Genomic DNA, 15,842 nt, shown 5'->3' on the forward strand with positions numbered 1-15,842 from the left:
GTTACGGCGGAGAATTATTGAACACGTTCAAGCTACCAGCTTCCCGATGCCTGCGACAGGGCGGCGGCTCAGGGGCCGTCCGCCTCGACCTCCGCGCCGGCCCTGGCCAGCACGAACACGCCGGCGCAGATCAGGACCAGGCCCAGCAACTGGGGCAGCAGCCACCAGTGGGCCCGCAGGTGCTCCTCGTACAACAGCACCCCGAGGGCGACGCTGACGCCCGCGTCACCGAGGGTCAGCGCGGGTTGCGAGGCGACGAGCGGGCCGCCCTGCATGGCGTGTTCCAGGAGCAGCAGGGCGCAGACGCCGCAGGCGGCGAAGGCGTACGTCTCCCAGGCCGTCAGGAAGGCGCCGAGGCCGCGTTCGTCGAGCACGTGCATGGACGACTTCATGAGGGCGGCGGTGAGCGCGTAGCAGACGGCGGTGGCCGCGCCGAGGCAGCCGGCGCGCATCCGGCCCGGCGGTCTGCGCAGGCCGGTCACGGCCAGCGCGGTCACGGCCGCCGCGCAGGCGGCCAGGGCCAGGAGCCAGCGGTCGACCGGGACGTGCGTGCGGTTGCCCGCCGGTGAGGCCGCCAGTAGGACGACGGCGAGCCCGGCCACCACCCCGGCGACGGCGAGCCACACCACCGCGGGCAGCCGGTCGCGCGCCACCAGCGAGCCGATGAGCAGGGCGAGCGGCAGTTCCAGGACGAACAGGGGCTGTACGAGGGCCAGCGCGCCGGTCGCGAGCGCCACGGCCTGCCCGACGCCGGCGGCGATCACCGCCAGGATCCCGCCGATCCACAGCGGTCGCTTCAGCAGGTCCAGGACGAGGCCGAACCGGAAGCCGTCGCTCTGCGGCACGGTGAGCGCGGCCCGCCGCTGGAGGACGGTGGCGAGGGCGTTGCTGAGCGCCGCGAACAGCGCGAAGAGGACCGGCAGTACGAAGCCCATGCCCCGATCCTCACCGCACCCGGCGCGGCTCCCCGCCGCGACACCGCGCGGGGCGCGCCGGGCTCCGGCCGTTCCCCCGACCGGACCCATGCGCCCGACGCGGCGGGCCGGGTCAGCCCACCGCCTCCCGCAGGGCGTCGAGGAGGTCGCGCACGGCGGGCCGGGCGAGCGAGACCTCGCGGACGGCCACGTGGATCCTCCGCAGCGGCCGGGGGTTGCGCACCGGGCGGACGACCACTCCCGCAGGGGTGGAGCCCAGCGCCAGCCGCGGCATGAGGGCGACGCCCAGGCCGGCGGCCACGAAGCCCTGCGCGGTGGCGTAGTCCTCGCTCTCGACGGCGAAGCCGGGGCTGAAGCCGGCCGCCGCGCACGCGGTGAGCACGGCGTCCAGGCAGGGGCCCGGCGGTTCGCTGCCGACCCACGGTTCTCCGTCGAGGTCGATGAGGTCGACCTCCTCACGCTCGGCGAGGGGGTGGTGCGCGGGAAGGATCGCGTCGTACGGGTCGTCGTGCAGGTGGACCGTGCGCACGCCCTCGTGGGGGCGTGGGTCGGGCCCGACGGCGAGGGCGAGGTCCGCCCGGCCCTGTTCCACCTCGTGGAGCGGGGCCGCCGGGTCGGCCAGCCTGAGGTCGATCGGGACCCGGGGATGGGTGCGGCGCAGGGCGACCAGGGCGGGTGCCACCAGCGCGGCGCCGGCGGAGGCGAAGTAGCGGACGGCCAGCCGCCCGGTGTGCCCCGCCCGAAGGTCGGCCAGGGCGGCCTCCGCCGCCGCGAGGTCGCGGCTGATGATCTCCGCGTGGTCGGCGAGCAGCCGGCCGGCCGCCGTGGGCCGCACACCGCGACCGACCCGTTCCAGCAGGGCCGTCCCGGCCTGCTTCTCCAGGGCGGCCACCTGTTGGCTCACCGCGGAGGGGGTGTAGCCCAGGTGGCCGGCCGCGGCCGTGACCGAGCCACTGGTGATGACCGCCCTGAGGACCTGCATCCGTCGCACATCAAGCATGTAGCACAGGTTAACGGTAGGTGCATGATCCTTTGCTTGTGCTGTCGAATCGGCTGCGGCACCGTTCTGAGGAGGAACGACCGGCCGAGGGGAGACAGAAGGATGACCAGTGCCGTACGGGTGGCCGTGCTCTCGCTGTTGTGGGGCTCGACCTTCCTGTGGATCGAACTCGCCCTGGACGCGTTCACACCGGTCCAGGTGGCCTTGATCCGCTGCGCGCTCGGCGCGGCCCTGCTGCTGGCCCTGTGCCGAGCGAAGGGGCTGCGCCTGCCCCGGGGACGGCACGTCTGGGGCCGTCTCCTGGTGGCCGCGTTCTTCTGCAACGCCCTGCCCTTCGTCCTGTTCGGCATCGGCCAGCAGACGATCGACTCCGGGGCGGCCGGGGTGCTGAACGCCACGACTCCGCTGTGGTCGCTGCTGCTCGGCGTGGTCCTCGGCGGCGAACGGCCCCTGCGCGCGGTTCGCGTGTTCGGCCTGCTGGCCGGGTTCGCGGGGACGGCGCTGATCTTCGCTCCGTGGGAGCGGTCCGCCCTCGTGGGATGGGGCGCGCTCGCGATCGTGGGGGCCGCCGCGAGCTACGCGGTCGCGTTCGTCCACATGGGACGGCACCTGGTGGGGCGCGGCGTCCCCACCCTGGCGCTCGCCGCGTCCCAGCTGATCGCGGCGACGGCGCTCACCGCTGTGACCTTGCCCTTCGGCGGCCTCACACCGGTGCGGGCCGAACCGCGGGCCCTCGTCGCCGTCGTCGTGCTCGGACTGTTCGCCACGGGTCTCACCTTCTACCTGACGTACAGGATCATCGCGGACGAGGGCGCGACGGACGCGGCGACGGTGGGTTACCTGCTGCCGGTGGTGTCCGTGGTCCTCGGGGCGGTACTCCTCGGCGAGGAGCTGGGCCCGCGGGTCGTGGTCGGCATGGCGGTGGTGCTGGTGGGTGTGGCCATGACGCGTCGCCGCGGCCGGCCCCGGCGGGATCCGGCCCGCGCCGCGGCGGCGGGCGGACCTGCGGGGATACTGGCGGTCGGGGCCCCGGCGGGTGGCCCGTACCGATCCGAGGGATGAAGAAGCGATGACCCTGACAGAAGGCCGGCGGGTACGGCTGGCGGCCGACACGACGCTGATCGATTCGCTCGCGCCGACGGACGACTCACCGGCGCCGCCGGGTGCCTCCTTCGGGTCCTTGTTGCTCGCGGCGGGCACCGAGGGCACCGTGGAGAGCGTGGTCGAGGACCGGCACGGGAGCGAGGGCGTGCGCGAGTACCAGCGCCTGACCTCGCTCCTCGACTCCTTCGGCCGCGACATGCCGACGGAGAGCAAGCGGCGGCTCGAGGATCAGGTCGCCGCCCTGGAGCCGGAGTGGACGGCCCATCAGGAGCGCGGCCCCCTCGTCACGGTCCGGGTGCGCTTCGACAACGGCTTCGTCCTGGACGGCGTGCGGCAGGAGCTGTTCACGTCCGACTGACCTTCCCGGTCGCCCCCAGTGGGTGCTCGGGGCCGGGGCCGGTTGCCCGTGTCCGCCGCGTTCGCCCGATGAGGGCTTCGACGACGAGGAGTCGTGCGGCCGCGAGGGCGGGGCAGAAGGCGGACGTCGTGGTCCACAGCACCGCCACACCGGCGTGTTCGAGCGCCTGGGTCGCGGAGTCGGGGAGTTCCGCGAGCCGGCGCAGGCGCGGCGCGGGCTGCGCGGCCACGACGGAGGCCGTATCGCTCGTGAACACGTTGACCGACGGCGAGGCGCACGGCCGCCCCTGCACCGCACCCCGCGCGGGGAGGCGCTGCCCGGTGCGATCGACGCGGCGCTCTCGCAGGCCGCCGCCTCGTTGCCGCGCGACGTCGACGCCGCGCAGGCGGTGTACCTCGTCCACACGGCGACCCGCATGCGGGAGGTCTTCCGGGCCGTGCAGGACGGCAGGCCGGACGACGCGGCCGCGACGGTGAACGCCCTCCTGCGCGACACCGGCGCCAGGCCACGACTGGACCGGCGCGAGGACGAGCCCTGGCAGATGCACTTCCACGGCGCCGGCGACTCGTTCGCGGCCGGGAGCAGCGCCAGCTGCGCCACCGCGCTCGCGCCGGCCGTCGGCGGCGGCCTCGCCGGCCGGCTCGGCGTGTGCCGGGCCGACCGCTGCGACCGCTGCGACCGCGTGTACGTCGACACCTCCCGCAACGGCACCCGCCAGTTCTGTTCCACCGCCTGCCAGAACCGTACGAAGGCGGCCGCCTTCCGGGCCCGCAAGGAGGCCGGATGAGCGGGTGCGCGCGGCCGGCGCGCCGCGCGCACGACACCCGGTACGGGGTCGAAGGTGACGCGGTGGGCCCCCGCACGGTACGAAGTGCAATGTGAACGCACAGACCCAGCCCGCCACCGTTCGGATATTCATCGCGCTCGCCCCGCCCGACGACGCGAAGGACGAGCTCGCGCGAGAACTGCGCCCCGCCTATGAGGCGCACCCGCGCATGCGCTGGAACCGCATCGAGGACTGGCACGTCACGCTCGCGTTCCTCGGGGAGCTCCCGGTCGCGACCGTCCCCCTGCTGCGGCCTCCGCTCGCGGAGCTCGCCGCGCGGCGCGCCCCCGTCCGGTTGGCCCTGCGCGGCGGCGGCCACTTCGACGACCGGGTGCTGTGGAGCGGCGTCGACGGCGACCTCGACGGGCTGCACCTGCTCGCGAGCGACGTCCGGGCCGTGGTCAAGGAGTGCGGCATCCCCTTCGAGGACCGACCGCTGCGACCGCACCTGACGCTGGCCCGCGCCCGTCGCAACGAGACCTCCTGCGCGGTGGAGGCCGCCGCCGGCCTCGCCGACTTCACCGGCCGCGACTGGCCCGCCGCACGCCTGCACCTGGTCGGCAGCAACATCGGCCGGGGCCCCGGACCGATCCACTACCGGGACATCGAGGCCTGGGAGTTCCGCGGCGGGAGCTGACGACGGCCTCGCCCGGGCCGCCGACCGGGCCGCCGACCGGGCCGTAGGGCCCGCGGTCGAGGGCCTTCGGCCGCTGGAACGCGCGGACGCGCGGGTGTCCCATGGAAGGGACGGGCCCACAGGACCGCCGTTCCCGTTCGGAGGTACCGGATCATGGCCGAGGTCGTGGAGAAGCGCGGATTCTGCACGCTGTGCAAGTCACGGTGCGGGGCCGTCTTCACCGTCGAGGACGGCCGGATCACCGGGGTCCGGCCGGACCCGGAGCACCCCACGGGTTCCGCGATGTGCCCCAAGGGACGCTCGGCCCCCGAGATCGCGCACGGCACGGGGCGGCTCACCACACCGCTGCGCCGCACCCGACCCAAGACGGACCCGGACCCCGGCTGGGAGGCCGTCTCCTGGGACGAGGCCCTGGACGAGATCGCCGCGAGGGTTTCCGGGATCGCCGCCGAGGACGGCCCGGAGGCCGTGGCCTTCGGCGTCGCGACGCCGTCCGGCACCTCCGTCTCGGACGCCACCGAGTGGATCGAACGGTTCGTGCGCCGGTTCGGCAGCCCGAACACCGTGTACAGCGCGGAGATCTGCAACTGGCACAAGGACTTCGCGCACGCCTTCACCTTCGGCTCACCGCTCCCCCCGCCGGACTACGCGCACGCCGACCTCGTCCTGCTGTGGGGCTTCAACCCGGCCAAGACCTGGCTGTCCCAGTCCGCCGCGCTCTCGGCCGCCCATGCCCGCGGCACGGAACTGGCCGTCATCGACCCGCGCCGCTCCACCACCGCCCTCGGCGCCGACCACTGGTTGCGCGTGCGCCCCGGAACGGACGCCGCCCTCGCCCTGGGCCTCGCCCACCTCCTCATCTCCACGGGGGGCCACGACGAGGCGTTCGTGCGCGCCTGGACGAACGCGCCCCTCCTCGTCCGGGCCGACACCGGCCGCTTCCTGCGCACGGCGGACCTGCCGGACGGCGGCGGGCAGGCGTTCGTCGTCTGGGACGAGTCAGACCGTTGCCCGCGCCCGTACGACACGACGCGCGCCGCCGACCGTCCGGAACGCTTCGCACTGCGCGGGACGCACCGGGTACGCACCCGGACCGGCACGGTCGACTGCGCCCCGGCCTTCGAGCACTACGCGCGGGCCTGTGCCCCGTGGACCCCGGAGCGGGTCGCGGCCACCACCTGGATCCCCGAGGGGGAGATCCGTGCGCTGGCCCGGCGGATGGCCGCCGCGCGGTCGGTGGCGTACTACGGCTGGACCGGCGTCGGGCAGAGCTCCAACGCGTCCCAGACCGAGCGCGCCCTGGCCACCCTCTACGCCCTGACCGGCTCCTACGACACCCGCGGCGGCAACCACGTCGTTCCGCCGCCCGCGTACCGCCCGGCCACGTCGGTCGCGCAGTTCGGGCCGGAGCAGCGGGCCAAGGCGCTCGGGCTGGACAAGCACCCGCTGGGACCGCCCGCCTCCGGATACGTCAACTCGGGCGACCTGTGCACGGCCATCGAGACGGGCCGACCGTACCGGGTGCGCGCCCTGATCGGCTTCGGCTCGAACCTGGTCGTCTCCCAACCCGACTCCGACCGCACGGCCGCCGCCCTGCGCACACTGGACTTCCAGGTCCACCTCGACCTGTTCCACAACCCCACCAGCGCGAGCGCCGACATCGTCCTGCCCGTCAACAGCGCCTACGAGCACGAGGCCCTGCGCTTCGGCTTCGAGATCGACCACCGCGCCCAGGAGCAGGTCCAGTTGCGGCCGCGGATGGTGGAGCCGCAGGGCGGATCGCGGTCCGACACGGAGGTCGTCTTCGCGTTGGCGGACCGGCTCGGCCTGGGCGGGGACTTCTTCGACGGGGACGTCGAAGCCGCCTGGAACTGGCAGTTGGAACCGCTCGGGCTGACCGTGGCCGGACTCCGGGAGCAGCCGGGCGGCGTACGGGTCCCCCGGGAACGGCGGTACCGCAAGTACGCCGATCCCGACGCGGGCGGCGGCGCGGGCGCCGTGACCGGGTTCGGGACACCGACGCGGCGCGTCGAGTTCTATTCGGAGCGGCTGCTGGAGCACGGGTACCCGCCCGTGCCCGAACACCGCGGGCCGGCGGCCCCCGACGAGGCCTTCCCCCTCGTGCTGACCTGCGCGAAGCACGGCTACTTCGTGCACAGCCAGCAGCGTTCCCTGACCTCCCTGCGGCGGCGCGCCCCCGACCCGGCCGTCGACCTCCACCCCCGGACGGCGGCCGCCCGCGGCATCGCCGAGGGACAGTGGGTGGAACTGTCCACCCGGCTCGGTTCCATCCGCTTGCGGGCCCGTTTCGACGCCTCCCTGCACCCCGGGGTCGTGGTGGGCGAGTACGGGTGGTGGCAGGAGGCCACCGACCTGGCCCTGCCCGGCGCCTGCGCGACGGACCCGGCCGGGCACAACTTCAACCGCCTCGTCGACCACGGCGACAGCGACCCGCTGAGCGGTTCGGTCCCGCTGCGTTCGGCGGTCTGCGAGATCCGCCCCGCCCCGGACGACGGCACCTGGACCGGCACCCGCCCGTTCGTCGTCACCGGGATCGATGAGGCGGGTGAGGGCGTGCGGAGCCTGCGGCTGGAACCCGTCGACGGCGGGCCGCTGCCCGACCACCGGCCGGGCCAGCACCTGACCGTGCGCGCCGGCGGGACGGGTCTCACGGGTGGGACGGGGCCCGCCCGCAGCTACTCCCTCATCGGCCCGGCGCTCGAAGCCGGGCGGACCGCGTACCGGCTCGCCGTGCGGCACGTGCCCGGCGGCGCCTTCTCCCCGCTGGTCCACGCGCTGGAGCCGGGTGACCGGCTGGAGCTGACCAGCCCCCGGGGCGTCTTCGCCGTGCCCGTCGACACCCGCCACCCGGTGGTGCTGATCGCGGGCGGAATCGGCATCACGCCGTTCCTCGGCCACCTCGAAACCCTGGCCGCCACCGGGGGCACCGTGCCCGAGGTGGTCCTGCACCACGGCAGCCGCGACTCGCGGGACCACCACTTCCGGGACCGGATCCGCGCGCTCGAAGCCCGGCTGCCGCAGCTCACCGTCATCGACCACTACGCGCGGCCGCTGCCCGGCGACGTGGCGGGCCGCGACCACGACCGCACCGGGTTCGTCGACGCCGACGCCGTGGCCCCGGAACTGATCGCCCGACGCGCCCGCTTCTACCTGTGCGGGCCGACCGCGATGCTCGCCTCGGTCACGGCGGGGCTCCGACGGCGCGGGGTGCCCCGCTTCGAGATCTTCAGCGAGACGTTCCGACCGGCCCGGCAGGAGGTGTCCCTGCCCGACGGCGCGGAGTTCACCGTCACCTTCGCCCGCAGCGGACGCACCGCCCGGTGGCGCAAGGGCGACGGCCCGCTCCTCGGCCTCGGCGAGGCGGCCGGGGTGAGCATGCCGTCCGGCTGCCGCGTCGGGCAGTGCGAGAGCTGCGCCCGCACCGTCCTCGCGGGCGCGGCCGCGCACCTGGTCACGCCGTCCGACGACCTCCCCGACACCGACGTCCTGACCTGCCAGTCCGTCCCGACGTCCGACCTGGTCCTCGACGCCTGACCGGCGGCGGAACAGCCGCCTCGGCAGTCAGGGGGCGGGCTCGGCGACAGAACCTAGCGGCGGCCCTTCGACAGGTTGAAGGCCAGGACGAGCATGGCCGCCGCCATCACCGCCACGTGGACCCAGGCCGGCATCACGCCGACCTCCGTACGGCCGGCCCGGTGTTCGGAGTGGGCCTGCGGTTGCGCAGGACCGAGGCGAGCACCGCTCCTTGGAACGCGGGCAGCGCCGGCCCGAGCCGCGCTCCGATTTCCTCCAACGAGATCCGCTTCCGTTTCCTCATGCCCCGCGTGTGCCCGCGCGGGGCCCGCTGATGCGTGCTGACGGGGTGTCCGCTCCGGAAGAAGGCCGTTCCCGACGGGCCGGCGGCACGTCGTCGGGCGACGGTTTTATTTCACGAACACGCTCTATGTGTACGGCGGATGAAATTGCGACACGTATTCCGGCGCATCGATATCAAGAGCCATTGACACCCATTCTCGACGCCGCCTAGCTTACGCCGCAGATAACGACATCAGCGGCCTCTCCCGTCCGGCATGACGGCTGCTTTTCGATTTCTCGCCCGTCGAAGCTGCTGGAGTGTCCTTGACCGAATCGCTGCTCCTCCCCGCACCGCCCTCCGGCTCGTCCGGGCCTCCCGGCCCGACCGAGCGGGTCCTGCCGCTCCGTCGGCCGGGGCGGTGGATCACCGCCGCCGTCGTCCTGGTGCTCGTCGCACAGGCCGCCCACGGTCTGGTCGCCAACCCCTTCTACCAGTGGGACCGGTTCGCCTACTGGTTCCTGCGCCCCGTCATCCTGGACGGCCTGCTCATCACGTTGCAGGTGACCGCGTACAGCGCGGTCCTCGGTCTGGCCGGCGGCGTCCTGCTCGCCCTCGGTCGGCTCTCGGACAATCCGGTGCTGCGGTCCGTGAGTTGGACGTACATCTGGCTGTTCCGCTCCGTGCCGCTGATCGTCGTCCTGCTCTTCCTCTACAACCTCAGCGCCCTCTACCCCACCCTGAGCATCGGGGTGCCCTTCGGGCCCGCCTTCTTCACCTTCGACGAGTCGCGGCTCGCCACCGACCTCGTCGTCGCCGTGATCGGCCTAAGCCTGTGCGAGGCCGCGTACGCGGCCGAGATCGTCAGGGCCGGTGTGCTCTCCGTGGACCAGGGCCAGCACGAGGCGGCGGCGGCCCTGGGCCTGCCCGGGCGCTACCAGTTCGCCCGGATCGTGTTCCCGCAGGCCCTGCGCTCGATCGTGCCCTCGTACGTCAACCAGCTGATCGGCCTGCTCAAGGCCACCTCGCTGGTGTTCTACGTGTCGCTGCTCGATCTGTTCGGCTCGGTGCAGAGCCTGTCCAGCACCTATCCGGGGGACGTGGTGCCGCTGCTGCTCGTGGCCACCGTCTGGTACGTGATCCTGACCAGCCTGGTCTCCGTCGTGCAGTTCTACGTGGAGCGCCACTACGCCCGCGGGGCGCTGCGCACGGTCCCGCCCACCCCCCTCCAGCGGGCCCGTGCGGGCCTGTCGGACCTGCGGACCCGACTGCGCGAGGAGACGGCCCGATGAGCACGGACAGCATCGCTCCCACGGAACGGCCCCCGGCGATCGAGGTGCGCGGCGTGCACAAGTCGTTCGGCGGCCGGCGGGTCCTGGACGGGGTGGACCTGACCATCGCCCCGGGGACCGTCACCGTCGTGCTGGGCCGCTCGGGTTCCGGCAAGTCCACCCTGTTGCGGGTCCTGAACCACCTGGAGAAGCCCGAGTCGGGACACGTGAGCGTCGGTGGAGAGCTGATCGGCGTGGAGCGGCACGGGAACCGGCTCAAGGAGCTGCGGAAGCGGGCGATCCTGGCCCAGCGCAGCCGGATCGGTTTCGTCTTCCAGAACTTCAACCTCTTCCCGCACCTGACCGTGCTGGACAACGTCGCCGCCGCCCCGGTCGCGACGGGCAGGCTGCGCCGTCCGCAGGCCCGGGCGCAGGCCCGCGAGCTGCTGGAACGCGTCGGCCTGGGCGACCGGACCGGCGCCTACCCGCGGCAGCTGTCCGGCGGGCAGCAGCAGCGGGTCGCCATCGCCCGGGCCCTGGCCCTGCGGCCGGGCGTCATCCTGTTCGACGAACCCACCTCCGCGCTCGACCCCGAATTGGTCGGCGAGGTGCTGTCCGTCATCAAGGACCTGGCCACCGGCGGCACCACCCTCGTGATCGTGACGCACGAGATCGGCTTCGCCCGGGAGGTCGCCGACGAGGTCGTCTTCCTCCACGAGGGCCGCATCGTCGAACAGGGCCCGCCCGCGCGGGTCCTGGACCGGCCCGCGCACCCGCGGACCCGGGAGTTCCTCAGCAAGGTGCTCTGAGCTCCCGCGCCGGCCGTGCCGCCGCTCCCCTTCCGACCGTACTTCCCCCTGTTCAACGAACATTCGAAAAGGATCACCATGCGACGCCCGTCCATCCTGCGCACCAGACTCGTCCGCGGCATCGGCACCGCTGCCGTCACCGCCGCCCTCGCCGGTGGGCTCACCGCGTGCGGCGGTGACGCGGAGGCCACCGGCGCGACGCCGGGCAAGGTCACCATAGGCGCCGTCTCCAACGGCGCGGCCCAGCCGGCCGAAGTGTCCGCACCGGTCGTCGAGTCGCTGCGCGCGCGACTTCCGAAAGACGTGCGGGAGCGCGGCGAGCTGATCATCGGGGTCGGTGCCCTCCCCGCCGGCTACCCGCCGCTCGCCTACGTCGGCACCGACCAGAAGACCTTCACGGGCGCGGAGCCGGACCTCGGCCGCCTCGTCGCCTCGACCCTGGGGCTGAAACCGGTGGTGAAGAACTCCACGTGGGAGAACCTCTTCGTCGGCATCGACAGCGGCAAGGTCGACGTGGCCTTCACGAACGTCACGGTCACCGAGGAACGCAAGAAGAAGTACGAGTTCGCCTCCTACCGGCAGGACAACCTGGCCTTCGAGGCGTTGAAGGAGAACACCTGGAACTTCGGCGGCGACTACCGCAACCTCGCGGGCAGGACGGTGGCGGTCAGCTCGGGCACCAACCAGGAGAAGATCCTGCTGGAGTGGCAGAACAAGCTGCGCTCCGAGGGCAAGGACCTGACGGTCAAGTACTTCCCGGACTCCAACAGCGTCAACCTGGCGCTGAGCGGCAAGAAGATCGACCTCAACTTCGGTCCGAACCCCTCGATCGCCTACCACATCACCCAGACCGCGAGCACCAACGCCCCGACGCGGAACGCGGGTTCGTTCTCCGGTGCCGGCGACTCCCTGCAGGGGCTGATCGCCGCGACGGCGAAGAAGGACAGCGGACTGGCGGCTCCGGTGGCGGAGGCGATCAACCACCTGATCAAGAACGGCCAGTACGGGCAGCTGCTCACCACCTGGAACCTGTCCAACGAGGCGGTGCCCACCTCGCAGGTCAACCCGCCCGGACTGCCCACGACGAACTCCTGAGCGCGGGCGGGCGGGGCCGCCCCGCGGCAGTTGCCGGGAAGGGTGCGCGGGGCGGTCGGGGCGCATGAGGTGTTCGGGACCGACGGGGGTGTTACATCGCCGCCAAGTTCTTTTCATATGGCGGTAATTGCATGCTCCCACCATCGGTCGTAGCGTTTCGGACAAGTCGCCGACGGGCCGAATTCGAGATCCCGTTCCGAACATTCCCGCACGCCCATCAGGAAGGCGCATGCCGACGTGTCCGCATTCCCGTCCCGTTCCGTTCCCACCGTCTCCGGGCCCCTTCACCTCGCCGTCGCACTCGACGGCGCGGGCCGGCATCCTGCCGCCTGGCGCGAGCCGGGGGCACGGCCTGAGGCCCTCTTCACGGCCCGTCACTGGGCCGGAATCGTCGCCGAGGCCGAGGCCGGGCTGCTGGACTTCGTCACCTTCGAGGACGGGCTCGTCCTCCAGTCGTCCGCACCCGACGGCCCCGACGGGCGGACGGACCGCGTCCGAGGGCGGCTCGACGCCGTACTGACCGCGGCCCGCGTCGCCCCGCTGACCCGGCACCTGGGCCTGGTGCCGGCCGTCACCACCACCCACACCGAGCCGTTCCACATCTCCAAGGCCGTGGCCACCCTCGACCACGTCAGCCGGGGCCGGGCGGGTGTGCACGTCCAGGTGTCCGCGCTGCCCCACGAGGAGCGGCACTTCGGCCGCCGCACGGCCGCGCCGTCCGCGGCGGAGCTGTACGAGGAGGCCGCCGACCACGTCGAGGTGGTTCGGCGGCTGTGGGACAGCTGGGAGGACGACGCGGAGATCCGTGACGTGGCCACCGGCCGGTTCGTGGACCGCGCCAAGCTGCACCACATCGACTTCGAGGGCCGGCACTTCCGTGTCCGGGGCCCCTCGATCACCCCCCGCCCGCCGCAGGGGCAGCCCCTGGTGAGCGCGGTCGTGGCCCCGGGCGACATCGACGCCGCGTACCGGCTCGTGGCCCGGTCCGCGGACGTCGGACACCTTGCAGTCCGCGGCCTCGGGGAGACCGTGGCCGCGGTGGAGGCGGTGCGACGGGCCCAGGACGAGGCCGGGCGCGCCACGGAGCCCCTGCACCTGTTCGGCGAGCTGATCGTGTTCCTGGACGAGGACGGCCCGGCGGCGACCGGCCGCCGGGAACGCCTCGACGCGCTCGCCGGCGACCCGTACGAGGGGGACGCCGAGGTGTTCGCCGGGAGCCCCGGCCGGCTGGCCGACCTGCTGGAGGAGCGGCGGACGGCGGGCCTGTCGGGCTTCCGGCTGCACCCGGCCGTCATCGCGCACGACCTGCCCGCCATCACCCGGGGGCTGGTGCCCGAGTTGCAACGGCGCGGCCTGTTCCGCACCGCGTACGGGGCGGACACCCTGCGCGGACTCCTCGGCCTGGACCGGCACCCGGCCAACCGCTACGCGGCGCCCGGCCCCGCCGCCTGACGCGAACGATCCGGAAGGACGAACCATGAGCACCAAGCCGCTCAAGCAGATCCACCTCGCGGCCCACTTCCCCGGTGTCAACAACACCACCGTCTGGAGCGACCCGGCGGCGGGCAGCCACATCGACTTCGACTCGTTCGTCCACTTCGCCCGCACCGCCGAGCGCGCCAAGTTCGACTTCCTCTTCCTCGCCGAGGGACTGCGACTGCGCGAACAGGGCGGTGAGATATACGACCTGGACGTCGTGGGGCGTCCGGACACGTTCACCGTGCTGGCGGCCCTCGCGGCCGTCACCGAGCGGCTCGGACTGACCGGGACGATCAACTCGACCTTCAACGAGCCGTACGAGGTGGCCCGCCAGTTCGCTTCGCTCGACCACCTCTCCGAGGGGCGCGCCGCGTGGAACGTCGTCACCTCCTGGGACGCCTTCACCGGGGAGAACTTTCGGCGCGGCGGCTTCCTGCCGCGGGAGGAACGGTACTCGCGGGCCCGGGAGTTCCTGTCGACGGCGATCGAGCTGTTCGACTCGTGGGACGGCTCGGAGATCGCGGCGGATCCCGCGACGGGCACCTTCCTGCGGGACGCCCGCGCCGGGGCCTTCGCCCACCGGGGGCAGCACTTCGACATCGAGGGCCGGTTCAACGTGCCGCGCAGCCCCCAGGGCCGGCCCGTGGTCTTCCAGGCCGGGGACTCCGAGGAGGGGCGGGAGTTCGCGGCCTCCGGGGCCGACGCGATCTTCGGACGGCACGGGACCCTGGACGAGGGCCGGGAGTTCTACGCCGACGTCAAGGGCCGGCTGGCCAAGTACGGCCGCACCCCTGATCAGTTGAAGATCCTTCCCGCTGCCACCTTCGTGCTCGGTGACACCGATGCCGAGGCCCACGAGAGCGCCCACGAGGTGCGTCGTCTCCAGGTCAGCGGGCAGACCGCGATCAAGTACCTGGAGCACGTGTGGAACCGGGACCTGTCCGACCACGACCCCGACGGCCCGCTGCCCGACATCGATCCGGAGGTCGGGGAGAACACCATCGCCCTGGGGCGGGCGAGCGTGCGGCAGTTCCGTGACCCCCTCGCCACCGCACGTGAGTGGCGGGAGCTCGCCGAGGCGAAGAACCTGTCGATCCGCGAGCTGGTGATCGCGACGACGGCCCGTCAGACGTTCGTCGGTTCCCCGGCCACGGTGGCGGGACAGATCGACTCCCTGGTGCAGCAGGACGCCGCCGACGGGTTCATCCTGGTCCCGCACATCACCCCCGGTGGCCTGGACGTGTTCGCCGACACGGTCGTGCCGCTGCTCCAGGAGCGCGGTGTCTTCAGCTCCGAGTACGAGGGCAGCACCCTGCGCGAGCACCTGGGAATCTCCGTACCCGCCGCGCGGCAGGAGGCCGGGCGGGCGGCCAACGCCTCGTGAAGTTCCTGGCCATCACCCTGATCACGGACTCGGCCGATCCCCTGACGGGGGCACCGACCCCCACCCGCGAACGCTTCCGCCAGGTCGTGTCCGCCGCGTTGCTGGCGGAGGAACTCGGGTTCGACGGGTTCGGGGTGGGCGAGCGCCACGAGCGGCCCTTCCTCTCCTCGTCGCCGCCCGTGGTGCTCTCGCACATCGCGGCGCTGACCCGCCGGATCCGGCTGTACACGGCGGTGACGACGCTGAGCCTGCTGGACCCGGTGCGGGCGTACGAGGACTACGCGACGCTCGACCACCTCAGCGACGGCCGGCTCGACCTGATGATCGGCAAGGGGAACGGCACGGCACAGCGCGAGTTGTTCGACGTGAGCCCCGAGGACCAGTGGGACCGCAACTCCGAGGGCTACGAACTGTTCCGGCGGATCTGGCAGGAGGACGAGGTGACCGCGCGGCCCCGGTTCCGGCCCGCGCTGACGGGTGCCGAGGTGCTGCCCCGGCCGTACCAGCGGAAGCTGCGGGTGTGGCACGGCAGTGCCACGAGCCGGGAGTCCGTCGACCTCGCGGCGCGCCACGGCGACCCGCTGTTCTCGGCGAACGTCACCCACCCGATCGGCCCGTACGCGGAGTTGATCCGTCACTACCGGGAGCGTTGGGCGCACCACGGGCACGATCCGGCGCACGCGGTCGTGGGCGCGGGCACGGCGGGCTTCCACACGGCGCCCACCTCGCAGGGTGCGGTGGCCGCCTACCGGCCGGCGTTCGCTCGGTACCTGGCGGCCCACCGGGCGCAGGGCGTGGAGCCGGTCTTCCCGACCCTGGACGACTTCGTCGAGCGCAGTTCGGCCCTGATCGGCAGCCCGCAGCAGGTGGTCGAGAAGGTGCACCGCTACCACGAGGAGTTCGGCCACACGGTGCTGCACCTGCAGGCCGAGCCCGGCGGGCTCTCGGACGCGGAGCACCGGGCGTCCCTCGAACTGTTCCAGGCGCGGGTCGCGCCCGTCCTGCGCCGCTCGATCCCCGATCCGGTCTTCCATGATCCGGCCCGTCCCGGCGCGCCCCTCCCCGGACCGGGCTCCGTCGGACCGGCCCTCTCCGCCTCCGCTGTTCCCGCCTCTCCCGACCTGTAAGGA

General features: G+C 73.1%; 15 protein-coding genes. 11 read left to right on the forward strand and 4 right to left on the reverse strand.

The window, feature by feature from the left end:
• Nucleotides 1-68 precede the first annotated feature (68 nt).
• A complete protein-coding gene (locus tag ACFVS6_RS02965; protein WP_389700176.1) occupies nucleotides 69-935 on the reverse strand; it encodes a DMT family transporter in 867 nt (288 codons plus the stop codon).
• Nucleotides 936-1,047: 112 nt separating this feature from the next.
• Nucleotides 1,048-1,935 (reverse strand): LysR family transcriptional regulator, encoded by an 888-nt coding sequence (locus tag ACFVS6_RS02970; protein ID WP_389700177.1) that lies wholly within the window; start codon nucleotides 1,933-1,935, stop codon nucleotides 1,048-1,050.
• 102 nt (nucleotides 1,936-2,037) lie between these two features.
• On the opposite strand from ACFVS6_RS02970, the gene ACFVS6_RS02975 reads away from it, so the two are divergent.
• Complete coding sequence (locus ACFVS6_RS02975) at nucleotides 2,038-2,997, forward strand: DMT family transporter (protein ID WP_389700178.1); 960 nt, start codon at nucleotides 2,038-2,040, stop codon at nucleotides 2,995-2,997.
• A gap of 7 nt (nucleotides 2,998-3,004) precedes the next feature.
• Nucleotides 3,005-3,397, forward strand: a complete 393-nt coding sequence (locus ACFVS6_RS02980; RefSeq protein ID WP_389700179.1) for a hypothetical protein — start codon at nucleotides 3,005-3,007, stop codon at nucleotides 3,395-3,397.
• On the opposite strand, the gene ACFVS6_RS02985 is transcribed toward ACFVS6_RS02980, so the two are convergent.
• A complete protein-coding gene (locus tag ACFVS6_RS02985; RefSeq protein WP_389700180.1) occupies nucleotides 3,384-3,653 on the reverse strand; it encodes a hypothetical protein in 270 nt (89 codons plus the stop codon). The two genes, ACFVS6_RS02980 and ACFVS6_RS02985, sit on opposite strands and share 14 nt — an antisense overlap.
• A gap of 102 nt (nucleotides 3,654-3,755) precedes the next feature.
• Here ACFVS6_RS02985 and ACFVS6_RS02990 point away from each other — a divergent pair, with 102 nt between their 5' ends.
• From ACFVS6_RS02990 to ACFVS6_RS03000, 3 genes are all read left to right on the forward strand, one after another.
• Nucleotides 3,756-4,184, forward strand: a complete 429-nt coding sequence (locus ACFVS6_RS02990) for a CGNR zinc finger domain-containing protein (protein WP_389700181.1) — start codon at nucleotides 3,756-3,758, stop codon at nucleotides 4,182-4,184.
• Nucleotides 4,185-4,275: 91 nt separating this feature from the next.
• Nucleotides 4,276-4,860, forward strand: coding sequence for an RNA 2',3'-cyclic phosphodiesterase (gene thpR / locus ACFVS6_RS02995; protein ID WP_389700182.1), 585 nt, complete (start codon nucleotides 4,276-4,278; stop codon nucleotides 4,858-4,860).
• A gap of 153 nt (nucleotides 4,861-5,013) precedes the next feature.
• Nucleotides 5,014-8,415, forward strand: a complete 3,402-nt coding sequence (locus ACFVS6_RS03000) for a molybdopterin-dependent oxidoreductase (RefSeq protein ID WP_389700183.1) — start codon at nucleotides 5,014-5,016, stop codon at nucleotides 8,413-8,415.
• Between the two features lie 133 nt (nucleotides 8,416-8,548).
• On the opposite strand, the gene ACFVS6_RS03005 is transcribed toward ACFVS6_RS03000, so the two are convergent.
• Entirely contained in the window at nucleotides 8,549-8,698 is a 150-nt protein-coding gene (locus tag ACFVS6_RS03005) for a hypothetical protein (RefSeq protein ID WP_389700184.1), read from the reverse strand.
• Nucleotides 8,699-9,000: 302 nt separating this feature from the next.
• Between ACFVS6_RS03005 and ACFVS6_RS03010 the strand changes: the two genes are divergently transcribed.
• The 6 genes from ACFVS6_RS03010 (at nucleotide 9,001) to ACFVS6_RS03035 (ending at nucleotide 15,839) form a co-directional block, all read left to right on the forward strand.
• Entirely contained in the window at nucleotides 9,001-9,966 is a 966-nt protein-coding gene (locus ACFVS6_RS03010; RefSeq protein WP_389700478.1) for an amino acid ABC transporter permease, read from the forward strand.
• Complete coding sequence (locus tag ACFVS6_RS03015) at nucleotides 9,963-10,754, forward strand: amino acid ABC transporter ATP-binding protein (protein ID WP_389700185.1); 792 nt, start codon at nucleotides 9,963-9,965, stop codon at nucleotides 10,752-10,754. The genes ACFVS6_RS03010 and ACFVS6_RS03015 overlap by 4 nt, the downstream gene beginning before the upstream one ends.
• A 78-nt stretch (nucleotides 10,755-10,832) precedes the next feature.
• Nucleotides 10,833-11,849 carry a transporter substrate-binding domain-containing protein gene (locus tag ACFVS6_RS03020; protein WP_389700186.1) on the forward strand — a complete coding sequence of 339 codons (1,017 nt, stop codon included), beginning with the start codon at nucleotides 10,833-10,835 and terminating at the stop codon, nucleotides 11,847-11,849.
• Between the two features lie 237 nt (nucleotides 11,850-12,086).
• Nucleotides 12,087-13,301, forward strand: a complete 1,215-nt coding sequence (locus ACFVS6_RS03025; RefSeq protein ID WP_389700187.1) for an LLM class flavin-dependent oxidoreductase — start codon at nucleotides 12,087-12,089, stop codon at nucleotides 13,299-13,301.
• 25 nt (nucleotides 13,302-13,326) lie between these two features.
• Nucleotides 13,327-14,712, forward strand: a complete 1,386-nt coding sequence (locus ACFVS6_RS03030) for an NtaA/DmoA family FMN-dependent monooxygenase (protein WP_389700188.1) — start codon at nucleotides 13,327-13,329, stop codon at nucleotides 14,710-14,712.
• The gene (locus ACFVS6_RS03035) at nucleotides 14,709-15,839 is read left to right on the forward strand and encodes an LLM class flavin-dependent oxidoreductase (RefSeq protein ID WP_389700189.1); all 1,131 of its coding nucleotides are present in this window, start codon (nucleotides 14,709-14,711) and stop codon (nucleotides 15,837-15,839) included. The genes ACFVS6_RS03030 and ACFVS6_RS03035 overlap by 4 nt, the downstream gene beginning before the upstream one ends.
• Nucleotides 15,840-15,842: the final 3 nt, after the last annotated feature.

Source organism: Streptomyces sp. NPDC057939 (genome assembly GCF_042887545.1).
Classification (GTDB): Bacteria; Actinomycetota; Actinomycetes; order Streptomycetales; family Streptomycetaceae; genus Streptomyces.

Bases quoted from the DNA above. Each gene is read 5' to 3' on its own strand.
- ACFVS6_RS02965 (WP_389700176.1), bottom strand. From the start codon at position 935: ATGGGCTTCGTACTGCCGGTCCTCTTCGCGCTGTTCGCGGCGCTCAGC.
- ACFVS6_RS02975 (WP_389700178.1), top strand. From the start codon at position 2,038: ATGACCAGTGCCGTACGGGTGGCCGTGCTCTCGCTGTTGTGGGGCTCG.
- ACFVS6_RS03020 (WP_389700186.1), top strand. From the start codon at position 10,833: ATGCGACGCCCGTCCATCCTGCGCACCAGACTCGTCCGCGGCATCGGC.
- ACFVS6_RS02970 (WP_389700177.1), bottom strand. From the start codon at position 1,935: ATGCTTGATGTGCGACGGATGCAGGTCCTCAGGGCGGTCATCACCAGT.
- ACFVS6_RS02980 (WP_389700179.1), top strand. From the start codon at position 3,005: ATGACCCTGACAGAAGGCCGGCGGGTACGGCTGGCGGCCGACACGACG.
- ACFVS6_RS03015 (WP_389700185.1), top strand. From the start codon at position 9,963: ATGAGCACGGACAGCATCGCTCCCACGGAACGGCCCCCGGCGATCGAG.
- ACFVS6_RS03005 (WP_389700184.1), bottom strand. From the start codon at position 8,698: ATGAGGAAACGGAAGCGGATCTCGTTGGAGGAAATCGGAGCGCGGCTC.
- ACFVS6_RS03030 (WP_389700188.1), top strand. From the start codon at position 13,327: ATGAGCACCAAGCCGCTCAAGCAGATCCACCTCGCGGCCCACTTCCCC.
- ACFVS6_RS03000 (WP_389700183.1), top strand. From the start codon at position 5,014: ATGGCCGAGGTCGTGGAGAAGCGCGGATTCTGCACGCTGTGCAAGTCA.